Annotated in this window: 28 protein-coding genes; 16 read left to right on the plus strand and 12 right to left on the minus strand. The window is 74.1% G+C overall.

Annotated features, from left to right (window positions below; genetic code table 11):
* Positions 1-10: 10 nt before the first annotated feature.
* From GA0070624_RS14565 to GA0070624_RS14580, 4 genes are read left to right on the plus strand one after another with little or no spacing between them, the layout of a single operon-like run.
* Positions 11-1,492, plus strand: coding sequence for a PfkB family carbohydrate kinase (locus tag GA0070624_RS14565; protein WP_091341375.1), 1,482 nt, complete (start codon positions 11-13; stop codon positions 1,490-1,492).
* Positions 1,489-2,190 carry an SDR family oxidoreductase gene (locus tag GA0070624_RS14570; RefSeq protein ID WP_091341377.1) on the plus strand — a complete coding sequence of 234 codons (702 nt, stop codon included), beginning with the start codon at positions 1,489-1,491 and terminating at the stop codon, positions 2,188-2,190. The genes GA0070624_RS14565 and GA0070624_RS14570 overlap by 4 nt, the downstream gene beginning before the upstream one ends.
* The gene (locus tag GA0070624_RS14575) at positions 2,187-3,155 is read left to right on the plus strand and encodes a glycosyltransferase family 9 protein (RefSeq protein ID WP_091341380.1); all 969 of its coding nucleotides are present in this window, start codon (positions 2,187-2,189) and stop codon (positions 3,153-3,155) included. The genes GA0070624_RS14570 and GA0070624_RS14575 overlap by 4 nt, the downstream gene beginning before the upstream one ends.
* On the plus strand, positions 3,139-4,122 hold the full coding sequence (locus GA0070624_RS14580; protein ID WP_091341383.1) for a DNA topoisomerase IB: 984 nt from the start codon (positions 3,139-3,141) through the stop codon (positions 4,120-4,122). The genes GA0070624_RS14575 and GA0070624_RS14580 overlap by 17 nt, the downstream gene beginning before the upstream one ends.
* Positions 4,123-4,243: 121 nt before the next feature.
* On the opposite strand, the gene GA0070624_RS14585 is transcribed toward GA0070624_RS14580, so the two are convergent.
* From GA0070624_RS14585 to GA0070624_RS14595, 3 genes are all read right to left on the minus strand, one after another.
* Positions 4,244-5,275 (minus strand): helix-turn-helix domain-containing protein, encoded by a 1,032-nt coding sequence (locus GA0070624_RS14585; RefSeq protein WP_245718790.1) that lies wholly within the window; start codon positions 5,273-5,275, stop codon positions 4,244-4,246.
* A 148-nt stretch (positions 5,276-5,423) separates the two neighbouring features.
* Positions 5,424-5,927, minus strand: a complete 504-nt coding sequence (locus tag GA0070624_RS14590; RefSeq protein WP_091341386.1) for a hypothetical protein — start codon at positions 5,925-5,927, stop codon at positions 5,424-5,426.
* An 84-nt stretch (positions 5,928-6,011) separates the two neighbouring features.
* Complete coding sequence (locus GA0070624_RS14595; protein ID WP_091341388.1) at positions 6,012-7,643, minus strand: RecQ family ATP-dependent DNA helicase; 1,632 nt, start codon at positions 7,641-7,643, stop codon at positions 6,012-6,014.
* Positions 7,644-7,756: 113 nt separating this feature from the next.
* Between GA0070624_RS14595 and GA0070624_RS14600 the strand changes: the two genes are divergently transcribed.
* Together GA0070624_RS14600 and GA0070624_RS14605 are read left to right on the plus strand one after the other, a co-directional pair.
* Positions 7,757-8,614, plus strand: coding sequence for a class I SAM-dependent methyltransferase (locus GA0070624_RS14600; protein WP_091341391.1), 858 nt, complete (start codon positions 7,757-7,759; stop codon positions 8,612-8,614).
* Entirely contained in the window at positions 8,614-9,249 is a 636-nt protein-coding gene (locus GA0070624_RS14605; protein ID WP_091341394.1) for a TetR/AcrR family transcriptional regulator, read from the plus strand. The genes GA0070624_RS14600 and GA0070624_RS14605 overlap by 1 nt, the downstream gene beginning before the upstream one ends.
* Positions 9,250-9,270: 21 nt before the next feature.
* Here the strand turns inward: GA0070624_RS14605 and GA0070624_RS14610 are convergent, their stop codons facing one another.
* From GA0070624_RS14610 to GA0070624_RS36405, 3 genes are all read right to left on the minus strand, one after another.
* Positions 9,271-10,710, minus strand: a complete 1,440-nt coding sequence (locus tag GA0070624_RS14610; RefSeq protein ID WP_245718791.1) for a vWA domain-containing protein — start codon at positions 10,708-10,710, stop codon at positions 9,271-9,273.
* An 11-nt stretch (positions 10,711-10,721) separates the two neighbouring features.
* A complete protein-coding gene (locus GA0070624_RS14615) occupies positions 10,722-11,672 on the minus strand; it encodes a TIGR03557 family F420-dependent LLM class oxidoreductase (protein WP_091341396.1) in 951 nt (316 codons plus the stop codon).
* Positions 11,673-11,768: 96 nt separating this feature from the next.
* A complete protein-coding gene (locus GA0070624_RS36405) occupies positions 11,769-11,891 on the minus strand; it encodes a hypothetical protein (protein ID WP_281180977.1) in 123 nt (40 codons plus the stop codon).
* Positions 11,892-12,022: 131 nt separating this feature from the next.
* Here GA0070624_RS36405 and GA0070624_RS14620 point away from each other — a divergent pair, with 131 nt between their 5' ends.
* Positions 12,023-13,525 (plus strand): glycoside hydrolase family 3 protein, encoded by a 1,503-nt coding sequence (locus tag GA0070624_RS14620; RefSeq protein ID WP_091341399.1) that lies wholly within the window; start codon positions 12,023-12,025, stop codon positions 13,523-13,525.
* A gap of 4 nt (positions 13,526-13,529) precedes the next feature.
* Here the strand turns inward: GA0070624_RS14620 and GA0070624_RS14625 are convergent, their stop codons facing one another.
* Positions 13,530-13,817: a GNAT family N-acetyltransferase gene (locus GA0070624_RS14625; protein WP_091341402.1), complete on the minus strand. Its 288-nt coding sequence runs from the start codon at positions 13,815-13,817 to the stop codon at positions 13,530-13,532.
* Positions 13,814-15,037, minus strand: a complete 1,224-nt coding sequence (locus GA0070624_RS14630; protein WP_091341404.1) for a cysteine desulfurase-like protein — start codon at positions 15,035-15,037, stop codon at positions 13,814-13,816. Before GA0070624_RS14630 ends, GA0070624_RS14625 begins: the two co-directional genes overlap by 4 nt.
* Before the next feature lie 77 nt (positions 15,038-15,114).
* Here GA0070624_RS14630 and GA0070624_RS14635 point away from each other — a divergent pair, with 77 nt between their 5' ends.
* The 7 genes from GA0070624_RS14635 to GA0070624_RS14665 all read left to right on the plus strand — a co-directional run bounded on the left by GA0070624_RS14635 (position 15,115) and on the right by GA0070624_RS14665 (position 19,547).
* Positions 15,115-15,480 (plus strand): hypothetical protein, encoded by a 366-nt coding sequence (locus tag GA0070624_RS14635; RefSeq protein WP_091341406.1) that lies wholly within the window; start codon positions 15,115-15,117, stop codon positions 15,478-15,480.
* 61 nt (positions 15,481-15,541) lie between these two features.
* Entirely contained in the window at positions 15,542-16,363 is an 822-nt protein-coding gene (locus tag GA0070624_RS14640; protein WP_091341408.1) for a DUF1206 domain-containing protein, read from the plus strand.
* A 79-nt stretch (positions 16,364-16,442) separates the two neighbouring features.
* Complete coding sequence (locus GA0070624_RS14645; protein ID WP_091341410.1) at positions 16,443-17,639, plus strand: mechanosensitive ion channel family protein; 1,197 nt, start codon at positions 16,443-16,445, stop codon at positions 17,637-17,639.
* Between the two features lie 344 nt (positions 17,640-17,983).
* A complete protein-coding gene (locus GA0070624_RS14650) occupies positions 17,984-18,418 on the plus strand; it encodes a phage holin family protein (protein WP_091341412.1) in 435 nt (144 codons plus the stop codon).
* Positions 18,415-18,783, plus strand: coding sequence for a DUF3618 domain-containing protein (locus GA0070624_RS14655; RefSeq protein WP_091341414.1), 369 nt, complete (start codon positions 18,415-18,417; stop codon positions 18,781-18,783). Before GA0070624_RS14650 ends, GA0070624_RS14655 begins: the two co-directional genes overlap by 4 nt.
* Positions 18,780-19,052 (plus strand): DUF4235 domain-containing protein, encoded by a 273-nt coding sequence (locus GA0070624_RS14660; RefSeq protein ID WP_091341416.1) that lies wholly within the window; start codon positions 18,780-18,782, stop codon positions 19,050-19,052. The genes GA0070624_RS14655 and GA0070624_RS14660 overlap by 4 nt, the downstream gene beginning before the upstream one ends.
* 291 nt (positions 19,053-19,343) lie before the next feature.
* Positions 19,344-19,547: a cold-shock protein gene (locus GA0070624_RS14665; RefSeq protein ID WP_007075740.1), complete on the plus strand. Its 204-nt coding sequence runs from the start codon at positions 19,344-19,346 to the stop codon at positions 19,545-19,547.
* 117 nt (positions 19,548-19,664) lie between these two features.
* Here the strand turns inward: GA0070624_RS14665 and GA0070624_RS14670 are convergent, their stop codons facing one another.
* Together GA0070624_RS14670 and GA0070624_RS14675 are read right to left on the minus strand one after the other, a co-directional pair.
* Entirely contained in the window at positions 19,665-19,859 is a 195-nt protein-coding gene (locus GA0070624_RS14670) for a hypothetical protein (protein WP_091341418.1), read from the minus strand.
* Positions 19,860-19,887: 28 nt separating this feature from the next.
* Positions 19,888-20,871 (minus strand): aldo/keto reductase, encoded by a 984-nt coding sequence (locus tag GA0070624_RS14675; RefSeq protein ID WP_091341420.1) that lies wholly within the window; start codon positions 20,869-20,871, stop codon positions 19,888-19,890.
* A gap of 84 nt (positions 20,872-20,955) precedes the next feature.
* On the opposite strand from GA0070624_RS14675, the gene GA0070624_RS14680 reads away from it, so the two are divergent.
* Together GA0070624_RS14680 and GA0070624_RS14685 are read left to right on the plus strand one after the other, a co-directional pair.
* Complete coding sequence (locus GA0070624_RS14680) at positions 20,956-21,750, plus strand: trans-aconitate 2-methyltransferase (protein ID WP_091341422.1); 795 nt, start codon at positions 20,956-20,958, stop codon at positions 21,748-21,750.
* A complete protein-coding gene (locus tag GA0070624_RS14685) occupies positions 21,747-22,772 on the plus strand; it encodes an adenosine deaminase (RefSeq protein WP_091341425.1) in 1,026 nt (341 codons plus the stop codon). Before GA0070624_RS14680 ends, GA0070624_RS14685 begins: the two co-directional genes overlap by 4 nt.
* A 238-nt stretch (positions 22,773-23,010) precedes the next feature.
* Here the strand turns inward: GA0070624_RS14685 and GA0070624_RS14690 are convergent, their stop codons facing one another.
* Both GA0070624_RS14690 and GA0070624_RS14695 read right to left on the minus strand, forming a co-directional pair.
* Positions 23,011-24,393, minus strand: coding sequence for a HAMP domain-containing sensor histidine kinase (locus GA0070624_RS14690; protein WP_091341427.1), 1,383 nt, complete (start codon positions 24,391-24,393; stop codon positions 23,011-23,013).
* Positions 24,394-24,422: 29 nt separating this feature from the next.
* The gene (locus GA0070624_RS14695) at positions 24,423-25,112 is read right to left on the minus strand and encodes a response regulator transcription factor (protein ID WP_091341430.1); all 690 of its coding nucleotides are present in this window, start codon (positions 25,110-25,112) and stop codon (positions 24,423-24,425) included.
* Positions 25,113-25,169: the final 57 nt, after the last annotated feature.

Here is a 25,169-nt window from a genome sequence, read left to right on the forward strand (position 1 = left end):
GAGGTCGAGCGTGACGGGACCCGTGGTGGTGATCGGCGACACCCTGCTGGACCGGGACGTCGAGGGGGTGGTGAACCGGCTCTGTCCGGACTCCCCGGTCCCGGTGCTCGACGAGACCACGTACGTCGACCGGCCGGGCGGGGCGGGGCTGGCGGCGGTCTTCGCCGCCGCCCAGGGCGGTGAGGTGGCGCTGGTCACCGGCCTCGCCGACGACGCCGGCGGCGCCCGGCTCAGCTCGCTGCTCGCCGCCGCGGGCGTGCAGCTGTATGCGCTGCCGCTGGTCGGCGCAACTCCGGAGAAGATCCGGCTGCGGGCGCGCGGCCGGGTGCTGCTGCGGCATGACCGGGGCGGGTCGCCCGGTGAGCCCGGCAACCCGGGCGAGGCCGTCCTGCGCCTGATTGCCCGCGCGTCCGCCGTGCTGGTCAGCGACTACGGCCGGGGCGTCGCCCGGCAGCCGGCGTTGCGGGCCGCGCTCGCCGCCACCCGGGCGCCGGTCGTCTGGGATCCGCACCCGCGCGGCCCGGCCGCGGTGCCCGGGGTGCACCTGCTCACGCCGAACGAGTCCGAGGCGCGCGAGCTGGCGAAGCTGCCCCCGGGGGCGTCCCGGCTGGTCACCGCGTCGCGGGGCGCGCAGACGCTGCGCCAGCGGTGGCGGGCGGGCGCGGTGGCGGTGACCCTCGGCGGTGAGGGGGCGCTGCTCTGCCACGCCGGCTCCACCCCGCTGGTGGTGCCGGCCCCGGCCAGCGCCGAGGGGGACACCTGCGGGGCGGGGGACCGGTTCGCAACTGCGGCGAGCCTCGCCCTGGCCCGGGGCGCCCTGGTCTCCGAGGCGGTGCAGGAGGCGGTCGCCGAGGCGTCCGCGTACGTGGCGGCCGGGGGAGTGGCCACCGCGCTGCCGCAGCCGGTCCGGGCCGCCCCGCCCACGGTCGTCGGCCACGGCGGGGACCGGATCGGGGCGGCGGCCGCCGGGGCGGTGGTCGCCGAGGTCCGCGCGGCGGGCGGCACGGTGGTGGCCACCGGCGGGTGCTTCGACCTGCTGCACGCCGGACACGTGGCCACCCTCCAGGCCGCCCGGCAGCTCGGCGACTGCCTGGTCGTCTGCCTCAACTCCGACGCGAGCGTCGCCGGCCTGAAAGGGCCCGACCGCCCGGTCGTGTCGCAGGGCGACCGCAGCCGCCTCCTCGCCGCGTTGAGCTGTGTGGACGCGGTGATGATCTTCGACGAGCCCACCCCGGACGCGGCCCTGTCCTGGCTCCGCCCGGACATCTGGGTCAAGGGCGGTGACTACGCCACCGGCGGCGGCGACGAGACGCTGCCGGAGGCGGAGATCCTGGGCCGCTGGGGCGGGCACACCGTGCTGGTGCCGTACCTCGACGGCCGCTCCACCACCGACATGATCGCCGCGGCCCGGTCGGGTCGCCAGGGCGGCGTCCCGAGCGCGGCCGGGCCCGGCGCGACGGTCATCCGGTCGACGGCGGAGGGAGCACGATGAGCGGCGGTGCACCCGGCGCCGGCCAGACCGTCCTGATCACCGGCGGATCGAGCGGGCTGGGCGCCGCGGTGGTCACCGCGGTGGCCCGCGCCGGCGGCCGGCCCCTCGTCCTGGACCGGCAGCGACCGGGGGACGGAGTGCCCTGGGTCGAGTGCGACCTCGCCGACACCCGGGCCGCCGAGGCGGCGACCCGGGAACTCGCCGAACGCTCCGGTGGCCTGGACGCGGTGGTCACCGCGGCCGGCGTGGACGTGCCGGGCAGGCTGGCCGACGTCCCCCGGGAGACCTGGGAGCGGATCGTCGCCGTCGACCTGCTGGCCACCGCCGCGGTGATCCGGGCCGCGCTGCCGTATCTGGAGGCGTCCCGGGGAAGCATCGTCACCGTCGCCTCCACCCTCGGGGTCAAGGCGGTCAGCGACGCCACCGCGTACTGCGCGGCGAAGTTCGGGGTGGTCGGCTTCACCCGGGCCCTCGCGGCGGAACTCGCCGGGTCGGTCGGGGTCACCCTGCTGATCCCCGGTGGGATGCGCACCGCGTTCTTCGACGAGCGGGACCCGCAGTACCAGCCGGGTCCGGACGCGGCGCTCAACGAGCCGGCCGACACCGCCGCCGCGATCATGTTCGCGCTCTCCCAGCCGCCGGGTTGCGCGGTACGGGAGATGGTGGTCTGCGCCCAGCGGGAGTCGTCGTACCCATGATCCTGGTCCTGCGCGCGCTCGGGGTCGGCGACCTGGCCACCGCCGTCCCGGCGTTGCGCGGGCTGCGGGCCGGGTTCCCCGACCGGGAGCTGGTGCTGGCCGCCCCCGGCTGGCTGGCGCCGCTGGCCGAGCTGGTCGGCGGGATCGACCGGGTGCTGCCCACCGACGGCCTGGGCCGGCCGGCCTGGCCGGGACCGCCGCCCGAGGCGGCGGTCAACCTGCACGGCCGCGGCCCGCAGTCGCACCGGATGCTGGCCGCAGCCGGCTCGGACCGACTGCTCGCGTTCGCCAACACCGAGGCCGGGCACCCCGACGGGCCGAAGTGGGACTCCGACGAACACGAGGTCCGCCGCTGGTGCCGGCTGCTGCACTGGTACGACCTGCCGGCCGACCCCGCCGACCTGGCCCTGCTCCGGCCGCCCGCCGCCCGGGTCCCGGCCGGCGCCACCGTGCTGCACCCGGGCAGCAAGATCGCCGCCAAGCGCTGGCCGGCCCGGCGCTTCGCGGCGCTCGCCCGCGCACTGACCGGCCGGGGACACCGGGTGGTGTTGACCGGCACCGCCGACGAACGGGACCTCGCCGCCCGGGTGGCCGCCGACGCCGGGCTGCCCGCGGAGGCGGTCCTCGCCGGCCGGACCGACCTGGCCGCGCTGGCCGCCCTGGTGGCCGACGCCCGGGTGGTGGTCAGCGGCGACACCGGGGTGGCCCATCTGGCCACCGGGTACGGCACCGCCTCGGTGGTGCTGTTCGGGCCGGTCTCCGCGGCCCGGTGGGGCCCGCCCCCGGAGCGGCCCCGGCACCGGGTGCTCGGCGCCACCGGGGAGGCCGGAGCCGACCGGGGTTGGCGCGGGGCCGGCGGGGTACGAAGCCATCCGACGTTGGCGGCCATCCCGGTCGGCGAGGTGCTGGCCGCCGTGGACCGGGCGGAAGAGGCGGTGCGGGTCTCCGGTGCGGTTGCGGCGTAGCGATCCGGGAAGGCCGGGGTACGGACGCCGCCGGCGCGGCAAGGGCTGGCTCTTCCTCGACCCGAAGGGCGAGCCGGTGCGCGATCCCGGCGAACTGGCCCGGCTGCGCGACCTCGTCATCCCGCCCGCCTGGCGGGACGTCTGGATCTGCCCGCACCCGAACGGGCACATTCAGGCCACCGGCATCGACGCGGCCGGGCGCAAGCAGTACCTCTACCACCCGCACTGGCGCCAGAAGCGGGACGAGGCCAAGTTCGACCACGTGCTGGAGGTGGCCCACCGGCTACCGGCGCTGCGCGACCGGGTCGACCAGGACCTGGCCGGCCGGGGGCTCAATCGGGACCGGGTGCTGGCCACGGTCGCCCGGCTGCTCGACATGGGCATGTTCCGGGTCGGCAACGACCAGTACGCGTCGGGCGACGACCCGACCTTCGGCGTCTCCACGCTGCGCCCCGAGCACGCCCGGTCGCGGCGGGGATGTGTGGTCCTGGAGTTCCCGGCCAAGGGCGGCATCGACCAGGTACGCCGGATCGAGGACCCGGAGCTGTGCCGGGTACTGACCAACCTGCGTCGGCGACGGCGGGCCGAGGAGCGCCTCTTCGGCTACTGGGACGGCCGCGTCTGGCGAGACGTGCGCAGCGACGAGGTGAACGACTACCTGCGCGACGCCAGCGGCGGGGAGATGACCGCGAAGGACTTCCGCACCTGGCACGCGACGGTGCTGGCGGCGGCCGAGCTGGCCACGCGTGGCTCGCAGCAGTCCGTCACGGCCCGGAGGAGGGCGGTCGCCGCGGTGATGCGGGAGGTGGCCGAGCTGCTCGGCAATACCCCGACCGTGGCCCGGACGTCCTACGTGGATCCACGGGTGGTCGATCTCTACCACGACGGGGTGGTGGCGCCGATCGAGCCGGAGATGCCGCGCGCCGCGGCGGAGCGGGTCGTCCTGGCGCTGTTGGAGGAGGCGTGACCGGCCCCCGGGGGACCGTCGGACACCGGGCGGCCGCCCGCGACGTCGACTGTCGCGGGCGCCTCGCCACGGCCCCCCGATACCAGTGGGCCGCGCCGGTCTCCCGGCCGTCGGCCCGCGATCAGTATGTCCGCCGCGAGTTGACCAGGGACGCCGGAGTGTTGACGATGCGTGCCTGTTCGAGGTGTCGCACCCGGTACGCCTGAGGGGTCTCTTCGTGCGCGGTGCGGAAGGCCCGGCTGAAGTGGGCCTTGTCCCGGAAGCCCCAGCGGCCGGCGATCACCTGGATCGGCCGGTCCCGCAGCGCCGGGTCGGTGAGGTCGCGGCGGCACCGCTCCAGTCGCTGGTCCCGGATGTACGCCGCGACCGTGGTCTCCTCGGCCTCGAACAGCCGGTGCAGCGACCGGACCGAGATGTGGTGCGCGTCGGCGATCGACTGGGGGTTCAGCGTGGAATCCCCGAGGTGCTGATGGATGTGGGAGCGTACCTGGGACAGCAGGGCCCGCCGCCGCACCTCGGTGGGCACCGCGTCCTCGGAGACCAGGTGCCGGCCGAGCAGCATGGAGACGAGGTCGAGCCCGACGCCGGCCAGCCGTTCCGCGTCCGCCGCGTGGTACTGCTCGGGATGGCCGGCGAGCTGGATGAGGTAGTCGGCCAGCAGCGCCCCGATCCCCTCGGTGCCGGACATCCGGGCGGCGAAGAGCGCGCTGAGCCGGTGGTGGGGCAGCGGCACCGCGTCGTACGGGATGAAGGCCACGATGGAGCTGGCCCGCTCGCGCCCGTGGTCGTCACCGTGGTGGCTGACCTCGTGCGGCCGGGCGCAGTCGTAGAAGGTGAAGTCGCCGGGGCGGATGATGCTGCGCCGTCCCTCCTGGTCCGCGCTGGAGTTGCCGGCGAGGGTCAGCGCGAGCAGGTAGAAGTCCGCGTCGGAGCGCTGGATCAGCTTCCGGGTCCGGACGGCGTCCAACGAGGGGTAGCGGTGGCGGACCAGCCGCACCGGGCCCAGCTCGATGAACTCCGCCCGCGCGACGAAGTCGTCGGCGTGCTCGGTGCGTACCCGCACCAGCCCGGGCGTGTCGGCGAGCATGTCCAGCCACAGCCCGAAGCGGTCGGGCGCGGGCACCTGCTCCGTGTCGAAAACGTGTCGTTTCACCTGCGCGTCCTTGCCACGATCCCCGTGGTTCGTCAGCCGCCATTCTTGACGACGCCCCAACGGGGCCGCGCAGCGGCCGTCGTGGGGCGTCGGACATCCGGCATTGACGACGGTATCTTCTTCTGTTGTTGCTGCTTCCGCCGCGGGATCAGTCGTTGAGCACGTGCGCGAGCCGGTCCCGGAAGCGGCGCTCCGAGTCGCTGACCACGTCGCCACCGAGGCCCAGGAGGCCCCCGGTGGAGGCCGCGCTCACCACCTGCTCGGCGATCTCCACCAGCCAGTGCTTGTACGCCCCGGCCGCACCCTCGTCCAGCTTGGCGGCCAGCAGGGTCGCCGCCTGCCTGGCCCGGCCCAGCACGTCGTCGATCATCGCCTGCGGATCGGCGGCCTCGATGACCGGCAGTTCCTCGCCGGCCTCCGGGTCGCCGACCCGGGAGACGACCTCGCCGGCGACCGCGGCGACCAGCGGGCTCGCCGACTCGCGCCCGGCGGCGATGGTCTCAAGCCCGGCGGCGTTCTCGGCCATGGTGCGCCGGGTGCCGTCGGACTCCGCCGCGCTCGCCGCGGCCAGGACCGACTGCGGCAGGCCGACCAGCAGCCCCCACTCCTCGTCGGAAAAACCGAACCCGGTGTACGCCGGCTGCTCGATCACGACAACAACACCCCTCTCACCTGGTCTCCCGTGCTCCGCCGGTCCGGTCCGGCGAGGGCGCAAGCGCGCGGAACCCGGCTCACCCTAGTCGAGCGTCAGCAGGCCCTGTTCGGACACCACGCGCACGGACAGCGTCTTGTACCCCACCTCGTCGAAGAGCACCGTCATCCGGTCCTCCTCGTAGCTCAGCACCAGGCCGGGACCCCACTCCGGATGCCGGACCTGGCTGTGCACCGGGAACGGCCCGATCGCCCCGTCGTCGGCGACGCTGGTGCCGGCGTGGCAGTTGTCGCAGTGCCCGCAGACCTCGCCCATCTGCTCGCCGAAGTACGCCAGCAGCGCCTGCCCCCGGCACCCGGTGGTCTCGGCGAACGCGCGCATCATGTCGGTGCGCGACCGGGTGACCGTCTGCTGCCGTTCCGCCTCGGCCAGCGCCGCCCGGCCCGACTCGGCCGGCTTCGGGGCGTACCGGGGGGCGGCGATGTGCTGCTTCGCCCGCGGCTCGGCGGCGCCCACGTGCTCCAGCAGCGACAGGTACTGGCCGAGCTTGCGGGGGCCGAGCCCGGTCAGCTCGCGCAGCTCCTTCCTCGTCCGGGCCTGCTTGCGCAGCAACGCCGCCAGGTCCCGCAGCTCGTTCGGGTCGGGCAGGCCGCCGCTGAAGTAGCGCTGCAGCCCGACGTCCTCGGCGCGCCAGAGCAGCAGCACCCGGGCCGGCTCGCCGTCCCGGCCGGCCCGGCCGATCTCCTGGAAGTAGCTGTCCGGGGAGTCGGGTAGCGCCATGTGCACCACCCAGGCGATGTTCGGCTTGTCGATGCCCATGCCGAAGGCGGAGGTCGCCACCATGATCGGCACCTGGTCGGCGAGGAACGCCTCGTGCAGCTCGTTGCGGGCTCCGGTGGGCATCCCGCCGTGGTAGTACCGCGACGGGAACCCGGCGTCGGTGAGGCGCTGGGCCAACTCCTCCGCCGCCCGCCGGGTGGGCACGTAGCTGATGCCCGGCCGGTTGTCCTCGCGGAGGAGCGCGACCAGCCGGCGCCAGCGGTAGTCGTCGGTCGGGCAGTACGCCACCTCGAGGAAGAGGTTGGGCCGGTCCAGCCCGGAGACCACCACCTCCGGGTCGCACAGCCGCAGCCGGGCGACGATGTCGTCGCGTACCGGCGGGGAGGCGGTGGCGGTCAGCGCGACCACGGGCGGCCGGCCGATGCCCTCGATGAGATGGCCGAGGGCCAGGTAGTCGGGGCGGAAGTCGTGGCCCCAGGCCGAGATGCAGTGCGCCTCGTCGACCGCCACCAGCGCCGGCTTCAGCGACCTGACCTCGGCCATCCGGTCCGGGTCGCTGAGCGCCTCCGGCGTGATGAAGAGGAACTCGGCCCGCCCCGCGCGGACCTCGGCTATCGCCTCGGCCTGCTGCGCCGGGGTCTCGTCGGAGCTGATCCGGACCGCCCGCAGCTCGGGGCGCTGCCGTTCGTTGAGCGCCGCGATCTGATCCTGCTGCAGGGCCAGCAGCGGGGAGATGACCACGGTGGGCCCGGGGATCAGGCTGGCCGGGATCTGGTAGATCGCCGACTTGCCGGCGCCGGTGGGCAGGACCACCAGGGCGTCGCGTCGCTTCATCACCGCGCGCATCGCGGCCAGTTGGTTGGGCCGCAGCGCGGTCCAGCCGAAGAGGCTCCGTGCCGCGCGGCGCAGCGTCGTGGAGTGTGTGGACAGCTTCATCGGTGGCCGGAGGTACCCGAGCCGATCACCGCCGAAACCGTTGACACGTCCGGATCCGCCGGCTCATCATGAACGAGCATTCATGAACATACGTTCATAACGGGGAGGGTCGCATGGGGACGGTCGTCAACCAGCACCAGGCGGAGGCGTGGAACGGGTACGAGGGGCGGCACTGGGCCGACCACCAGGCCCGCTACGACGCGGTGAACAGCGGGTTCAACGACGTACTGCTCACCGCGGTGGAGCCCGGTGACCGGGTCCTCGACGTCGGCTGCGGCAACGGGCAGCTGACCCGCCTCGCCGCCCGCCGGGCCGGCGCCGGTCGCGCCGTGGGCATCGACCTCTCCGCGCCGATGCTCGACCGGGCCCGGGCGTCGGCCGCCGACGAGGGCGTGGGCAACGTCGAGTTCGTCCGCGCCGACGCCCAGGTCCACCCGTTCCCGGCCGCCGCCTTCGACGTCGCGCTCAGCCGGTTCGGGGTGATGTTCTTCGCCGACCCGGTCGCCGCGTTCGGCAACATCGGGCGGGCGCTGCGCCCGGGCGGCCGGCTCGCCTTCGTCTGCCTGGACGATCTCCGCCGCGCCGACCTGGGCCGGGTGCTCGCCGCCCTCGCGGCTCATCTGCCACCGCCGCAGACCGAGGGCACCGGCGCGGCCGAGCCGCTCTCCCTCGCCGACCCGGCGGTCGTGCACCGGGTCGTCACCGCCGCCGGCTTCGCCGGGGTGGAGTGCGCCCCGGTCGAGGCGCCACAGGTCTGGGGACGGGACGCCGCCGACGCGGCCGGGTTCCTCGCGGGCTGGGGACCGATCCGGCACCAGCTCGACCGGGTCGATCCCGCCACGGCGGACCGGGCCCGGGCGGCGCTGGCCGAGGCGCTGCGTCCGTACGAGCAGCCCGACGGGGTACGCCTGCGCGGCACCGCCTGGCTGGTCAGCGCCCGCCGCCCGGACCAGCCCTACGATGCGGGATGATGTCACCGAGAAGAGCGGTCGCGCTGCGTGGCGGGGAGCAGAGTCTGCGCGAGCACCTGATCGCCGCCGCCGAACGGCTGATCGCCCGGCGCGGCGCGGGCGGGCTGACCGTGCGCGACATCGCCCGCGAGGCACAGGTCGCCGACGGGGTGCTCTACAACCACTTCGCCGACAAGGAAGAGCTGCTGGCGTACGCCCTGCACGCGCACGTCCGCTCCGCCGAGGCCGCCCTGACCGAGGCGCCGTCCGAGGCGGGCAGTGGCACGGTCGAGGCGAACCTGCGGGCGTACCTGAGCCGGGCGCTGGCCCTGCACGCGGCGATCCTGCCGGCGTTCGCCGGGGTGGTCACCCAGCCGAAGGTGCTCGCCCGCCTGGCGGGGCTGCCCAACCCGATGGCCGGCGGGCACGGGCTGCGGACCGAGCTGGCCGGGTACGTCCGCGGCGAGCAGCGGCTCGGCCGGGTGGCCGGCGACGCCAGCGCGGAGGCGGTCGCCGCGCTGGTCGTCGGCGTCTGCCACGACCTGGTGCTCGGCCACCTGCTCGACCCGTCCCGGCCGGCGCCCGAGCCCTCGCCGCACCTGATCGACGATCTGGTCCGCACCCTGCTGCGCGGGATCCTCCCGTCCGCCCCGTGAACCGTTCCAGCCTGGGCTGTCTCAACCGATGCGGAAGACCGGGCCACGCGGGGTGAACGGCAGCCGGGCGGTGCGCGGGACCAGGAACGCGTGGTCGCGCCGGATCCTCAGCACGTCGCACTCCCCGTCGGTGATGACCAGGATCGGGCCGTCGGCTGGGAAATCGGCGGCCCGCTCCAGTAGCCGGACGCCGGGTTGCAGCATCGTGCCGCCGCGACCGCGTACCCGGACCCGGCCGGCGATCTCCTCCACTGGCAGGTAGCCCGCGTCGTACGCGACGGCATCGCAGAACACCACCCGCGCGGTGGGCACATCCCGGGCCAGCGCGTACGAGGCGACGGCGCCGAGCGCTCGTCCCATGAGCCGGACGCCCATCGAACCCGAGGTGTCCAGCAGCACCCCGAACGTCGGCCGTCGTTCCTCCTCCTCCGGGCGATGCCAGCCGGGCCGCGGGATGTCCGGGGTGCTCGCCTGGCGGCGGGACGGGCGGGCGTACGACCGCTGCCGATCCCGGGCCGGAAAGCGCTCGTCGAACCAGCGGGCCAGCTGCACGTCCCAGGGCGGGGGCGGCGCGTCGAGGACCCGGATCTCGGCCACCAGCCCGGCCGGGGGAAAACCCCGACCAGCCGACTCGTGGAACGCCAGCCCACTGGTCAACGCGCGGCGGTAGTACTCGTCCAGGTCCACCGCGCGCCGCGCCTCGCCCGGACCCGGCGCCCGTTCGCCAAGCATGTCGCCCAGCCCGGCGCCGCGCAGGGTGGCCAGCTTCCGGTGCCGTCGCAGGTCGGTGACGATCCGGTCGTAGACCGCCTCGGCCGACATGCCGCGCAGCTGCGGGTCGTGCAGCAGGCCGTCCGGCATGGTGCCCACTGCCATCTCCACCAGCCAGCCGTTGATCACGTAGTCGGTGGCGATGTTCCACAGGTACGGATCGCGGTGCGCCACCCGGTCGGCGTGCCGCAGGGCGGCGTGCAGCATCTCGTGGGCCAGCACGAAGCGGCACTCCTCCTCCGGCAGCACCCGCACCGGGTTGACGTAGATCTCGCCGGCGTGGGCGTCCACCGCCGCGATCGAGATCTCCCAGGAGCGAGCCAGTTCCACGTCGGCGACGATCCGGAAGCCCGCGGCCAGCGCCCCGAGCAGTGGGTACGACGAGACGAACCAGCGGCGAGCGCGTTCCCAGACCCCGTCCCCGGCCACGCCCCGGGAGCTGATCTTCGGCGCTCCGGCCGCCTCCACCGCCGCGCTCGCCGCCGCCGCCAGCCCCACCGCGAACCGCTCCGGCCAGCTCTGCCACCGGATGCCGGCGGGCGGCTGCCAGAAGTGCCGTTCCATCGGCCGGGGCCGGCGGTCGAGGTCGGAGCCGTGTCCGCCGACGCCGCAGCCGGCGTAGCCGTCCGGGATCCCGGTCTCGCGCCACCGGGCCAACCGGGCCCGGCCGGCCGGCGGTTGGCCGACCACGACAGTCGCGATCAGCGTATGCGGGGGAACACCTCGCGCTGGTAGAGGTCGAACAGGCCCTGGGTGTTCGGCCCGGTGTTGGCGACGTAGAGCTCGTCGAAACCGGCCTTGGCGTACTTGTCGATCTTTTCCAGGTGCGCCTCGGCGCCGTTGCCGCAGACGAACGACCGCTTCATCATCTCCGGCTGCACCAGCTGCGCGGCCTGCTCGAAGTGCCGTGGCGAGGCGAGCACCTGGGACAGCTCGCCGGGCAGGGCGGCGTTCGGCCACTTCTCGTACGCGATCCGCGCGCCCTCGTCCTCGCTGTCGGCGTACGCCGCCTTGAAGCCGCCCTGGCACGGCTTGTCGCCGCCGCCGTTGTCCCGGAACCGGCGGACCATGTCGGCGTCGGGCATGGTGCAGATGTAGCCGTCGCCGATCCGGGCGGCCAGGTCGATCGCCTTCGGGCCGAAGCCGGAGACGTAGACCGGCGGGGGAGTGTCCGGCCGCGTGTAGATCCGGGCGTGCTGGACGACGTAGTGGTCCCCGTAGTGGTTGACGAAGCGGCCCTGCCACAGCTTGCGCATCACCTCGACCGCCTCCTCCAGCATCTCCAGCCGGAGGTCGGTCTGCGGCCAGGCGTCACCGAGGATGTGCTCGTTGAGCGCCTCCCCGCTGCCGACGCCGAGGCAGAACCGACCGGAGTGCAGGACCGCGCTGGTGGCCGCGGCCTGGGCGATGATCGCCGGGTGGATGCGCATCGTCGGGCAGGTGACCGCGGTGGTCACCGGCACGGAGCAGACCTGGCTGAGCGCGCCGATCGTCGACCAGACGAAGGCGCTCTGACCCTGCGCGTCCACCCACGGGTGGTAGTGGTCGGAGATCCACAGTGCCTCGAAGCCGGCCCGCTCGGCGCCGCGCGCCTGCTCGAGCAGCTCCGCCGGGCTGTACTCCTCGCTGGACAGGAAGTAGCCGATTCTCATAGTTTCCCCTCGCCGCGTCCCGGTGCCGGGCGTACCGCTGGACAACGACCGCCGTACCCCCGTGGGCGCGGCCCGAACCGGTCCGCACCGGCGGGTTCAGCGGCGGAACATCGCCCGGATCGCGATCAGCAGGAAGAGGCCGCCGACCACCAGGCCGAGCAGTCGGACGCCGGGAACGTCGGCCGCGCTCGTGGCGTCGGCGAGCAGCGCGGGGTGCATGCGGGCACTCTCCCACGGTGTCCCGGACCACGCCAGGCGGTAACAGTAAGGTTTATTGACTATTTCCGCCCCCGGATGTGACCATGGCTGCACCCGCCGGCCCGGCGGGCCGCGGGGGAGGCGGGGGGCGCATGAGCGAGCGGATCAGGGACCTGGCCGGGCTGGCCGCCGCCGTCCTGCAGCCCGGATTCGTCGGCACCACCCCGCCGCACTGGGTCTGCCGGTGGCTCGGCGAGGGGCTCGGCTCGGTGGTGCTCTTCGCCCGCAACATCGTCGACCCCGAGCAGCTCGCCGCGCTCACCGCGGCGCTGCGCGCCGAGCGGCCCGACGTCGTCGTCGCCATCGACGAGGAGGCCGGCGACGTCACCCGGATCGAGTCGGCCCGGGGCAGCTCCCGCCCCGGCAACTACGCTCTCGGCGTGGTCGACGACCCCGGGCTCACCGAGGAGGTGGCCCGGGACCTGGGCGCCGAGCTGGCCGCGGTGGGCGTCACCCTCAACTACGCGCCGGACGCCGACGTCAACTCCAACCCGGGCAACCCGGTCATCGGGGTCCGGTCCTTCGGGGCCGAGCCCGGCCTGGTCGCCCGGCACACGGCCGCCTGGATACGCGGCCTCCAGGCCGGCGGCGTGGCCGCCTGCGCCAAGCACTTCCCCGGGCACGGCGACACCCGGGTGGACTCCCACCACGGCCTGCCCCGGATCGGCGGCGACCGGGCCCGGCTGGACGCCATCGAGCTGGCGCCGTTCCGGGCCGCCGTGGCCGCCGGGGTGCAGGCGGTGATGACCGGGCACCTGCTGGTGCCCGCGCTGGACCCCGAGTTGCCGGCCACCCTCAGTCCACGCATCCTCGGCGGGCTGCTCCGCGAGGAACTCGGCTTCCAGGGGGTGGTGGTGACCGACGCGGTGGAGATGCGGGCCGTCGCGGACCGGTACGGTTTTGCCGGGGCGGCGGTCCGGGCCCTTGCCGCGGGGGCGGACGCGATCTGCGTGGGCGGTGAGCGGGCCGACGAGGACGCGGCCCGGGAGCTGCGCGACGCCATCGTCGCGGCGGTGGTCGCCGGTGAGCTGCCGGAGGAGCGGCTGGCCGAGGCGGCCAAGCGGGTGGGTCAGCTCGCGGCCTGGACCGTCGCCGCCCGCGCCGACCGCCGCGCCGGCTCACCCCGCCCCGCGACCGCGGGGTCCACCATCGGGCTGGCCGCGGCCCGGCGGGCGATCCGCGTGGTCACCGGTCCGGCCGGCGCCGGCGCGCTGCCGCTGACCCGGGCCGCGCACGTGGTGGAGTTCGCCCCGGCGCACAACATGGCGATCGGCCCGGAAACGCCGTGGGGGATCGGCGCACCGCTCGCCGACCTCCTGCCCGGCACGACCACCGCCCGATACGCCGAGCGGGAGGTGCCGGTCGACCCGACCGTCGCCGCCGCCGGGCGCCCTCTGCTGCTGGTCGTGCGGGACCTGCACCGCCACGACTGGATGCGGGACGCGGTGGCCCGGGCGCTGGCCGCCCGGCCGGACGCGGTGGTGATCGAGCTCGGCGTGCCGGAGCTGATCATCGGCGCGGTCCACCTCGCCACCCACGGCGCCACCCACGCGGCCGCCCGGGCCGCCACCGAACTCCTCGCCGGGGCGCGCTGACCGGTCAGGCCACAGCGAGGACCAGGTCGGCGTACTCGGGGTGGCGGTCGATGAAGGCGGCCATGAACGGGCACTGCGGCACCACCCGGACGCCGCGCTCGCGGATCTGGTCCAGGGTGCCCCGGATCAGCGCCGAGCCGACGCCCATGTCCCGGAACCGCTGCTCGACCTCGGTGTGGGTGAAGACCAGCACCTCGCCGCGCGGGATGTACGCGGTGAACGCGGCCAGCGCGTCGTCGACGAGGATCTCGAACCGGTGCTTGGCGGGGTTCTCCCTGACCAGGAAGCTCACCCGGCCATTCTCCCCCCACCGGCGGACAGCCGATCCAGTTCGGCCAGCAACCGATCCACCTCGTCGGCGGTGTTGTAGTGGTAGATGCTGGCCCGAACCGCCCCGCCGGTGTCCCGCAGCCCCATCGTCCGGAAGTACTCGTAGGCGTAGTAGTCGCCGGAGGAGAGGCAGAAGCCGGCCTCGCCCAGCGCCGCCGCGGTCTCGGCCGGCGCCAGCCCGGCCACCCGGAACGACACCGTCGGGCAGCGCCGGGTCGGTGAGCCGTACAGGGTCACGCCGGGCAGCGCGGCCAGCCCGGCGAGCAGCCGGTCGAAGACCCGCTCCTCGTGGGCCTGCGCGGCGGCCATCCCGGCCTGCACCCGCTCCCGCCGGCCGCCGGTGGCAGTCGGGTCCAGCGTGGCCAGGTGGTCCACCGCGGCGGTCACGCCGGCCAGCAGCGGAAAGCTCGGCGTGCCGTACTCGAACCGCTCCGGCACCACGTCCGAGGAGGGGATCAGCTTCGCCGGGCGCAGCTGCTCCCAGCGCGCCGGGTCGGCGACCATCGCCGCCAGGTGCGGCCCGGACCACTTGTACGCGCTGGTGAACAGGAAGTCGGCGCCCAGGGAGGCGAGGTCGGTCGGGCCGTGCGGCACCGCGTGCACCCCGTCGACGCAGACGAGCGCGCCGGCCGCGTGCGCGGTCTTGGTGATCGCGGCGACGTCGGGCATGGTACCGATCGCGTTGCTTCCGGCGGTCACCGCGACCAGCCGGGTCCGCTCGCCGATCAGGTCGGCGTACTGGCCGGCGGGCAGCTCACCGGTGGTCGGGTCGAACTCGGCCCAGCGCACCGTCACACCGGCCACCTCGGCGGCCTGCACCCACGGCCGCACGTTGGCGTCGTGGTCGAGCCGGGAGACCACCACCTCGTCGCCGGGCCGCCAGCCGGCGCCGAGCGTCCGGGCCAGGGTGTACGTCAGCGCGGTGGCGCTGGGCCCGAAGACCACGCCCTCGGGTCGCGCGCCGAGCAGGTCGGCCACCGCCGACCGGGCGGCCGCCATCAGCTCCAGCGAACGCCGGCCGGGCACCGAGGCGCTGCGGTTGCCCAGCGCGGCGCCCATCGCGTCGGCGATCGCGTCGATCACCGGCTGCGCGGTCTGGGTGCCGCCGGCACCGTCGAAGTGAACGAAGCCCTCGCGCAGGGCGGGGTAGGCGGCCCGGGTGCGGGCGGGGTCGAACGGCATGCCGGGACCCTAGTGCGGTGTCCCGCGACGTTCACCGGCGGGTGCCCGGCTCGGCGGCGTCTCGTACCCTAGGCCGGGTGACGAACCGACCCCTTTCCCCCGCACTGACCCCCATCCGTCGCGCCGCCGGCCTGCTGGCCGGCCTGACGCTCGGCGTGGCCCTGCTGGCCGGCTGCAGCTCGGAGGGCGCCTCCACCGACTGCGGCCTGGACGCCTGCACGGTCACCTTCGACCGCGGCGTCGACGCGAGCGCCAACATCCTCGGCGTCGAGGCCAAGCTGGTCGGCGCCCAGGGCGACCAGGTGACCGTCGAGGTCGCCGGCGAGCAGGTCACCCTCACCGTCGGCCAGCAGGCCACCGAGGTCGGCGGTCTCGCCGTCACCCTGGACAGCGTCACCCAGGAGCAGGTGAAGATCCGCGTGGCGAAGAACGCCGAGAGCTGACGCGGCCCGGGTGGCGGCGGCCCGACGTTTGGAAATCTTCGCATCTGGTGATTGAGGCGCCATGTCGCTCGCCTGGAACGCCGAAGCCGCCGCCTCCCGCACCGCTCACAGCCGGTGGCTGGAACTACTCGCCCGCGTCGGCTTCATCGGCTACGGCGTCGTGCACCTCCTCTTCGCCTGGCTTGCGCTGCAGATCGCCTTCGGCAAGTCGGGCGAGGAGGGCAACCAGAACGGTGCGCTGCGCACCCTGGGCGCCCAACCCTTCGGGAAGTTCCTGCTGATCACGATCGCGGTCGGCCTGTTCGCCATGGCGATCTGGCAGGCGCTGGAGGCACTCTTCGGCCACCGCACCCTGCGCGACAAGGACCGGCTCTTCGAGCGGATCGCCTCCGTGGTCCGCACCGTGGTCTTCCTCTGGCTCGCCTGGACCGCCGTCAAGGTCTTCCAAGACGCCAGCTCCAACGCCGCCAACCGGCAGGAAGCCCTCACCGAGAAGCTGATGGCGTCCGCCGGCGGCCGCTGGCTGGTCGGGCTGGCCGGCCTGGTGATCGCCGCCGTCGGCATCGGCATGGTCATCTACGGGCTGAAGAAGAAGTTCTTCAGGAACCTCAAGACCGTTGAGATGAGCCCGAAGGCGCACAAGCTGGCCCGCCGCCTCGGCATGGCCGGGTACGCCGCCCGGGGCGTCGTCATCGCGGTCACCGGCCTGCTGATCGTCGTCGCCGCCGTCAGGTACGACCCGGAGAAGGCCCGCGGCCTGGACGCCGCGCTGCGGACGCTGCGTGACCAGTCGTACGGCCCGGTGCTGCTGACGCTGATGGCGCTCGGCATTGCCGCCTTCGGCGTCTACTGCTTCCTCCAGTCCCGCTACCGGAAGGTCTGACCTGGTCGATTCCACCGGCCCCGGGCACCATTGGGTCTTTGCCCGAAGCATCCCGACCGGCCGGAGGGAGAGACAACCCGTGCAGAACTACCTCGAAACGATCGTCGCCGCGCTGGCCGCGGCGGCGATCGCTTTGCTGCTGGTCGAGGTGGTGCACCGGGTCATCGGTCGGCTCGGCCTGCGCTCACTGCTGATGACCGAGCTGACCGAGCACGCGCACCGTCCGTTCCAGGTGGCCGTCACCGTCCTCGCCGTCCAGTTCGGGGTCCGGTTCAGCACCGGATACGCCGTCGGCACGCCGTGGCGGCAGGTGGTGCTGCACACGCTCGTGCTCGCCGTCATCGCCAGCGCCGCCTGGCTGGTCGCCGCGCTGCTGGTGGTGATCGAGGACACCGCGCTGGCCCGGTTCCGGGTGGACGTGCCGAACAACCGACACGCGCGGCGGGTCCGCACCCAGGTGGTGATGCTGCGCCGGCTCACCATCGCGGTGATCGTCATCCTCACGGTCGGCGTCATGCTGATGACCTTCCCCGCCGTCCGCGGCCTCGGCGCCGGCGTGCTGACCAGTGCCGGCGTGGCCGGTGTGGTCGCCGCGCTGGCCGCGCAGAGCCTGCTCGGCAACGTCTTCGCCGGCCTCCAGCTCGCCTTCAGCGACGCGGTACGCCTCGACGACGTGGTCGTGGTCGAGGGGGAGTGGGGCCGGATCGAGGAGCTGACCCTCAGCTACGTGGTGGTGCAGATCTGGGACGACCGTCGGCTGATCCTGCCTACCTCGTACTTCACCAAGACGCCCTTCCAGAACTGGACCCGGACCGAGGCGGCGGTGCTCGGCACCGCCGAGTTCGACCTCGACTGGTCCATCCCGGTGCAGGCGATGCGGGAGGAACTGCGCCGCCTGGTCGAGTCCAGCGAGCTCTGGGACGGCCGGGTCTGCGTGCTCCAGGTGACCGATGCCACCGGCGGCATGATCAAGGTCCGGGCGCTGGTCAGCGCCGCCGACGCCGGCAGCCTCTGGGACCTGCGCTGCCTGGTCCGCGAGCACCTGGTGGCCTGGGTGAACGACCACCGGCCGACCGCGCTGCCGCGGATGCGTGCCGAGGTGGGCGACGCCTCCGGCGCCCTGCCGTGGCAGGCGGTGCGGCCGCGCCGGCCGGTCCGGCGGCTGCCCGACACCGAGATGCCGGACGACGCGCGGCTCTTCGGCGGCAGCGAGGACGGCGAGGCCCGCAGCGAGGTCTTCGTCGGCCCCGACGAGCACGCCGACTCGCGTCGCTGACCCCGTACCACCTTGGAGCCCCCGGCCGTCGCCCCGCGCGGCGCCGGGGGCTCGGCTCTGTCTCCGCCCGTCGCCGACCCGGCCGACGACGTGATCTCCCCGCCGCGTGCCCGGTGCATCTGCCGGGACGGCCGGCGCCCGTCGGGTCGCCCGTTGCGGGAGATCTGCCCCCTGGTGCGTTTGTTTCGTCGGTTCCTGGGGACCTGCTGCGCACGCCCCGTGTCCGGCCCGCGGCAGGCAGGCCGGACGGGGGGCGATGCGGTCGGGTCCACCGGCCGATCCGCGCAGGATTGACGGGCGGCGACTCCGGGCATACAGCGCGGTGATGATGAAAGGAGGACAGCATGGCTGACGTCGCGAGTCGCAGCACGTCCCGGAACGGGAGCGAGCCGTCCACCGCGGAACTCGTACAGCGGGCCACCGAGCAGGTCTCCCGGCTGGTGCGGGACGAGCTGGCGCTCGCCCGGGTGGAGCTGACCGCGAAGGGCAAGCACGCCGGCATCGGGATCGGCCTCTTCGGTGGCGGCGGGGCGATGGCGTTCTACGGCCTGGGCGCGCTGGTCGCCGCGGCGATCCTGCTGCTGGCGCTGGTCATGCCGGGGTGGCTGGCCGCACTGATCGTGGCGGTGGCGCTCTTCCTGCTCGCCGGGATCCTCGCGCTGGTCGGCAAGAAGCAGGTCAGCCGTGCCGTCCCACCGGTGCCGGAGGCGACGGTCCGCAGCGTGCGGGCGGACGTGGACACCGTCACCGCCGCAGTGAAGGACGGGAGGCGGGCATGACGGGCAACGGGACCGGCGACGTCGAGGCGCTCCGCGAGGAGATCCGGCGGACCCGGGTGGAGCTGGGCGAGACCATGGAGATGCTGGCCGCCAGGGCCGACGTCAAGGCACGGCTGCGGGAATCCGCCGAGCAGACGAAGGAACGGATGCGCGAGCGGGCCGCACTGACCATGGCCCGGGTGCGCGGGCAGGCGCAGAAGGCCGGCGGGGTGCGCGGGCAGGTCGCGCAGAAGGCCCGGGTCGCGCGGGTGCAGGCGTACGAGAAGGGTGGGGCGGCCCGCAGCGCCGCGCCGTGGGCGGCCGTCGCGGCCGGCGCGCTGGCGACCGCGGTGGTGCTGCTGATCCTCCGGGGGAGGCGCGGGTGAGCAAGCGCATCAACAAGGCCGCGTACAAGCCGGTCGGCGTGCTGCTCGGTCTGGCCGCCGGCACGATCGCCGGGGTGATCTTCCGGCAGGTCTGGAAGGTGACCGCGGGCGACGGCGAGGCGCCGAGCGCCACCGACGAGGACCGCGGCTGGGGGGAGATCCTGGCCGCCGCGGCGTTGCAGGGGGCGATCTTCGCGGTCGTCCGGGCCGCCGTCGATCGCGGCGGCGCGATGGGCGTACGCCGGTTGACCGGCCGATGGCCCAACTGACCCGCAAGCGTTTCGGCCCCTTTCCCACCGTCGGCGGGGAAGGGGCCATTCGCATCGTCCCCCCGGCCCGCACAGTGGATCTGCCGCATCCGTCAGGTCACATGTCGGAGAAATTCGTCGGGTAGGCTGTGCAGAGTTTTTGCGTACGTGGTTTGCTGTTCCACGCTGTTGAGAGATGGCGTGGGTTGAGAGAAGTCTCCTTCCTTGGGGGGCCGCCTCAGGCGCCGCTGCTCGAAAACGGCCAACCGGCCGCACGGCGTGCTCGGCCGCCAGTTTTAGAAGGAGATACACATGGCGCAGGGAACCGTGAAGTGGTTCAACGCAGACAAGGGCTTCGGCTTCATCACCGTCGACGGCGGGGGTGCTGACGTTTTCGTCCACTTCTCGGCCATCCAGACCAGCGGCTACCGGACGCTGGAGGAGAACCAGCGGGTGGAGTTCGAGATCGCCCAGGGTCAGAAGGGTCCGCAGGCCGAGCAGGTCCGCCCCATCTGAGCAGTGCCGGCCGGCCGCGCCGGCCGGTGCGATCCGGCACCCGGATCGATGTGAAGCCCCGTATCCCCACCCCGGGATGCGGGGCTTTCCGCGTTCCCGGCGGCGTGGCTGCCGGACTCAGCCGCGCCGCCGGGCGCGCATCCCGTACCAGAGCGCCACGAGTCCGATCAGGACGATGACCGGGCCGATCACCGCCCAGATCCGTTGGTCGGTCAGCACGCTGCCGTTGACATAGCCCAGTCCCTGCACGGTCCAGACCGCACCGATCACCACGGCCAGCAGGCCGAGCGTGAGCCGAAGCCAGCCCCTCATCGAATCCCCCTCGGCTGCCGGCCGCCGGTCACCACCGGCCGTGCACCTGCGGCCGGATCAGCCCGTCGTAGGTCTCCCGCACCGCGGCCAGCTCCGCGTCGGTCAGCGGCGCCAGGTCGGCCGCGGCGGCGTTGCGCCGGGCCTGCTCGGCGTTACGGGCGCCGGGGATGACCACGGTGACCCCGGGCTGGTCGAGGATCCAGCGCAGCGCGAACTGGGCCATCGTCCGGCCGTCGCCGACCAGCGGGGTGAGGCGGCGCACGGCGGCCAGGCCGAGGTCGTAGTCCACGCCGGAGAAGGTCTCGCCGACGTCGAAGGACTCGCCGTGCCGGTTGAAGTTCCGGTGGTCGTCGGCGGGGAAGGTGGTGTGCTCGTCGTACCGGCCGGAGAGCAGGCCGCTGGCCAGCGGCACCCGGGCGATGATGCCGACCCCGGCCGCGGCGGCGGCGGGCAGCACCTGCTCCGCGGGCTTGTGCCGGACCGCGTTGAGGATGATCTGCACGCTGGCCACGCCCGGCCGGGCGATGGCGGTGAGCGCCTGGTCGCAGGTCTCCACGCTGACCCCGTACCCGACGATCCGTTCCTCTGCGACCAGGGTGTCCAGCGCGTCGAAGACCGCGTCGTCCTTGACGACCTCGGTCGGCGGGCAGTGCAACTGGACCACGTCCAGGGTGTCCACGCCGAGGTTGGCCCGGGACCGGTCGGTCCAGGCCCGGAAGTTGTCCAACGTGTACGCCTCCGGCGTCTGGGGCACCCGGCGGCCCATCTTGGTGGCGACGGTCAGCCCGTGCCCCGGCCGGCCCCGGAGGAACCGGCCGATGAGCTGCTCGCTGCGGCCGTCGCCGTAGACGTCGGCGGTGTCCAGGAAGGTGACCCCGGCGTCCACGGCGGCGGCCAGGACGTCCATCGCCGCGCTCTCGGTGACCTGGCCCCAGTCGGCGCCGAGCTGCCAGGCGCCGAGTCCCACGATGCCGACGTGCCGGCCGAGCCGGTCGAAGCTGCGCTGTTCCACCCGACCGAGCCTAGTGAGCCGCTTGCCGGGCCGCACGAGGGGTCGTACGGTAAACAAGACGGACGTACGGTTTGGGAGGCTGTGATGTGGGATCCGACCACCTATCTGCGCTACGGCGACGAACGGTCCCGGCCGTTCCACGACCTGGTGGCCCGGATCCCGGCCGAGCGGCCCCGGGCCGTGATCGACCTGGGCTGCGGACCCGGCACGCTCACCGCGACCCTGGCCGAGCGCTGGCCGGAGAGCCGGGTCGTCGGCCTGGACTCCTCCCCGGAGATGATCGACCGGGCCGCCGCCCTCGCCGGAGGGGTCGACTTCGCCGTCGGTGACGTCCGCGACTGGCGTCCGGCCGCCGACGTGGACGTGGTCGTCTCCAACGCGGTGCTCCAGTGGGTGCCCGGCCACCAGGAGCTGCTCAGCCGCTGGGCCCGCCAGCTGCCGGCCGGGGCGTGGCTGGCGATGCAGGTGCCCGGCAACTTCGACGCGCCGTCGCACCGGGCGCTGCGCGAGGTCGCCGGGCGGGACCGGTGGCGCGCCGAGCTGGGCCACCTGCTGCGCGAGACGCCCGTCGGCGACCCGGTGGACTACGCGGCGCTGCTGGTCGGTGCCGGCTGCGCGGTCGACGCCTGGGAGACTACCTACGTGCATCTGCTCCCGGCCGCCGCCGACGCGGACCATCCGGTGCTGAGCTGGATGGAGGGGACGGCGTTGCGCCCGGTCCGGGCCGCGCTGGACGCCGCCGGCTGGGCCGACTTCCGCGCCGCGCTGGCCGTGCGGCTCGCCGAGGCGTACCCGGTCCGGCAGGGTCAGGTGTACTTCCCGTTCCGCCGGATCTTCGTCGTCGCCCGCACCGGCGCCCGCGCAGAGGAGAAGCCGTGACCGACCTGCCCACCTTCATCGCCGGACTGCCCAAGGTGGAGCTGCACGTGCACCACGTCGGCTCCGCCTCGCCCCGGATCGTCGCCGAGCTGGCCGCCCGGCACGAGGGGCGCAGCCCGGTCCCGGCGGATCCGGAGCTGCTCGCCGACTACTTCGCGTTCCGCGACTTCGCCCACTTCATCGAGGTCTACCTGAGCGTCGTCGACCTGATCCGCGACCCGGAGGACGTCTGGATCCTCACCCACGAGGTGGCCCGGGAGCTGGCCCGCCAGCAGGTCCGGTACGCGGAGCTGACCGTCACGCCGTACTCGCACGTGCACCGGGGCATCCCCGCGCCGGCGTTCTGCGAGGCCATCGAGGACGCCCGTAAGCGCGCCGAGGCCGACTTCGGCATCGAGCTGCGCTGGTGCTTCGACATCCCCGGCGAGGCCGGCCTGCCCGCGGCCGAGCAGACCCTGCGGATCGCGTTGGAGCAGCGGCCGGACGGGCTGATCAGCTTCGGCCTGGGCGGCCCGGAGATCGGCGTGCCGCGGCCGCAGTTCAAGCCGTACTTCGACCAGGCCCGGGCGGCCGGGCTGCGCTCGGTGCCGCACGCCGGGGAGACCACGGGCCCGGAGACCGTCTGGGACGCGTTGCGCGAGCTGGGCGCGGAGCGGATCGGCCACGGCATCTCCGCCGTGCTCGACCCGCAGCTGCTGGCCGACCTCGCCGAGCGGCAGATCGCCCTGGAGGTCTGCCCCACCTCCAACGTCCGCACCCGCGCGGTGGCGACCATCGAGGAGCACCCGCTGCCGCAGCTCGTCGAGGCCGGCCTGCTGGTCACCGTCAACTCCGACGACCCGCCGATGTTCGGCACCACCCTCAACGACGAGTACGCGATGGCCGCCCGGCTGCTCGGCATCGGCCCGGAGGGGCTGGCCGGGCTGGCCCGCAACGCGGTCACCGCCTCGTTCCTGGAGCCGGGGGAGAAGTCGCGGATCAGCGCCGAGATCGACGCCCACCTGGCGGCCGAGACCCGCTGAGCCGGCGGGTCGAGCGGGGAGTGGCGCGCGGCGGGAGTGAGGTGTGGGGGGACCAACTCCCGCCACGCGCACCGCCTCCACCGACCGGATGGGTGTTACGGGGCGTTCCGGCCGACGGATTTGAACTGATGGGTTCGGCACTGATCCTGTCAGCCCAGGACGGCCGCGTCGCCGTCGTTAACCCGGATCTAAGGAAGACTTGCGCCGGCGCACAGCCGCCGGTGGGGATCGATCGCCGTCAGGAGCGCTGCCGGGGCCAGCGACGGCCGGTCTTCTGCTCCCGGGCCATCCGCCCGACCAGGCCGAACCGGCTGACCTGTCGGGGCGTCGCCTCCGGATCGGACAGCAGCATCACCACGCTGGCGCCGCCCAGCCCGGCCCGGTCGATGCTCACGGACCCGTTGGCCTGCAGCGCCACCCGCTTGGCGATGTCCAGCCCCAGCCCGGTCGAGCCCTGGTCGCTGGCGCCCCGGCGCAGCGCCCGATCCGGGTTGGCGATGCCCGGCCCGGCGTCGTCGATGCGGATCGCCACGTACCCGTCCCGCCGGCTCACCGCAACCTCGAAGGCGGTGCCCTGCGGGGTGTAGCGGAAGACGTTGCCGATCACCGCGTCGAGCGCGGCGGCCAGCTCGGCGCGGGGCACCGGCGCGGGAATCCGCAGCTGCGCCCCGATGACCCGGTGCGGGCGGTTCTGGTCGCCGGCGAGGGCGGACCAGAACACCATCCGGTCGCGGACCACCTCGCTCACGTCGCACATCGCCGGGCCGGTCTCCTGGGTGACCGCCTTGCGGGTGGTCTTGATCAGCTCGTCGACCTCGCCCTCGAGGGTGACGATGGCCTGCCGGATCCGCCGGATACCACGCCGGCGGTCCAGCTCCGCCTCGCTGAACGCGCCTACGCTGGTGTCGTCGGACTCCAGTGCCTCGGCGTCCAGCCGCAGCGCGGTCAGCGGGGTGCGCAGCCGGTGGGAGAGGTCCGCGACCAGTTCCCGCTCGTCGGCGCGCAACGCCACGAGTCGGCCCGCCATCCGGTTGACCGCGTGACCCGCCTCGGCCAGCTCCCGGGGGCCGCTCGGCTCGACGCGTACGCCGAGGTCGCCGTCGCCGATCGCCAGGGCGGCCTTGACCAGCTCGCCGGTCGCGTCCACCGTGCGGGCGGCGACCCGGTCGACCACGATGACCGCGGCGCCGACCAGGGCCACCGCCACCGCGAGCAGCAGCAGCCACCGACCGCGGGCCCCCTCCTCGAGCACGGACTCCGGGACGAAGACCTCCACCACGGCGACCTTGTCGCCGAGCACCACGGGATCCAGCCGGAGCACGCCGCCGGGCACGTCGATGACCAGCGAGCGACGCTCGGCGCCGGCGCGGGCCAGCGCCGCCGGGTCGGCCCGGCCCGCGGACTCGTCACCACCGAGCCCGTGTACGACCGGGCGGGTCGCCGGGTCGCCACCGCTGGCCGCCACGGCCCGCTGGACGACCGCCGGGTCGGTGCTGACGGCGAGGGCGCCGGTGACCAGGGCGCTGCGGCGGGCGGCGTCGGCGAGCTTCTCCGCGCGCCCCTGGTCGTGCAGGCTGATCCCGAGCGGGACGAGGAAAGCGAGCGCGACGAGGCTGCACATGCCGGCCGTGAGCCAGGCCAGCGCCGGCCTCAGTCCGGTGCCACCAGCCGGAAGCCCACCCCCCGCACGGTGCGCAGGTAGCGCGGCTTCGCCGCGGACTCGCCCATTTTGCGACGCAGCCAGTAAAGATGAACGTCGATGGTCTGGTCCTCGCCGACCGATGGCTGCCGCCATACCTCCTCCAAGAGTTCCCGCCGGGACACTACCCGGCCGGGACGTGCGGCGAGATACGCCAGCAGGTCGAATTCCTTGCGGGTCAGCGCCAGCGGCTCCCCGTCGAGCACCGCGCTGCGCTCACCCACGTCCACCCGCAGGCCACCGACGCTGTGCACGGCGGGCTGAGCCGTACGGCTGGCCCGGCCGGCCCGGCGCAGCACGCTGGTGATCCGGGCGTCCAGGTGGGCGCCGGTGAACGGCTTGACCATGTAGTCGTCGGCGCCGGCCCGCAGCAGCCGGACCACCGACTGCTCGTCGTCCCGGGCGGTGGCGATGATGATCGGCACGTCGGTGATCCCGCGCAGCATCCGCAGGGCATCCGAGCCGTCCAGGTCGGGCAGGCCGAGGTCGAGTACGACCAGATCGGGGGTCTCGGCGGCGACCCGGCGCAGCGCGTCCAACGCCGTACCGACGGCGTGCACGGCGTGCCCCCGGTCGGTGAGGGAACGGAGGATCGCGCCGCGGACGACGTGATCGTCTTCGACCAGGATGACGGTTGCCACGTCAAGACCGTACTTGGCGTGGCAAGTCGATCGCGTTGCGGCACTCCCGCGAACCGG

The sequence above is a fragment of the Micromonospora rhizosphaerae genome, from assembly GCF_900091465.1.
GTDB classification, from domain to species: domain Bacteria; phylum Actinomycetota; class Actinomycetes; order Mycobacteriales; family Micromonosporaceae; genus Micromonospora; species Micromonospora rhizosphaerae.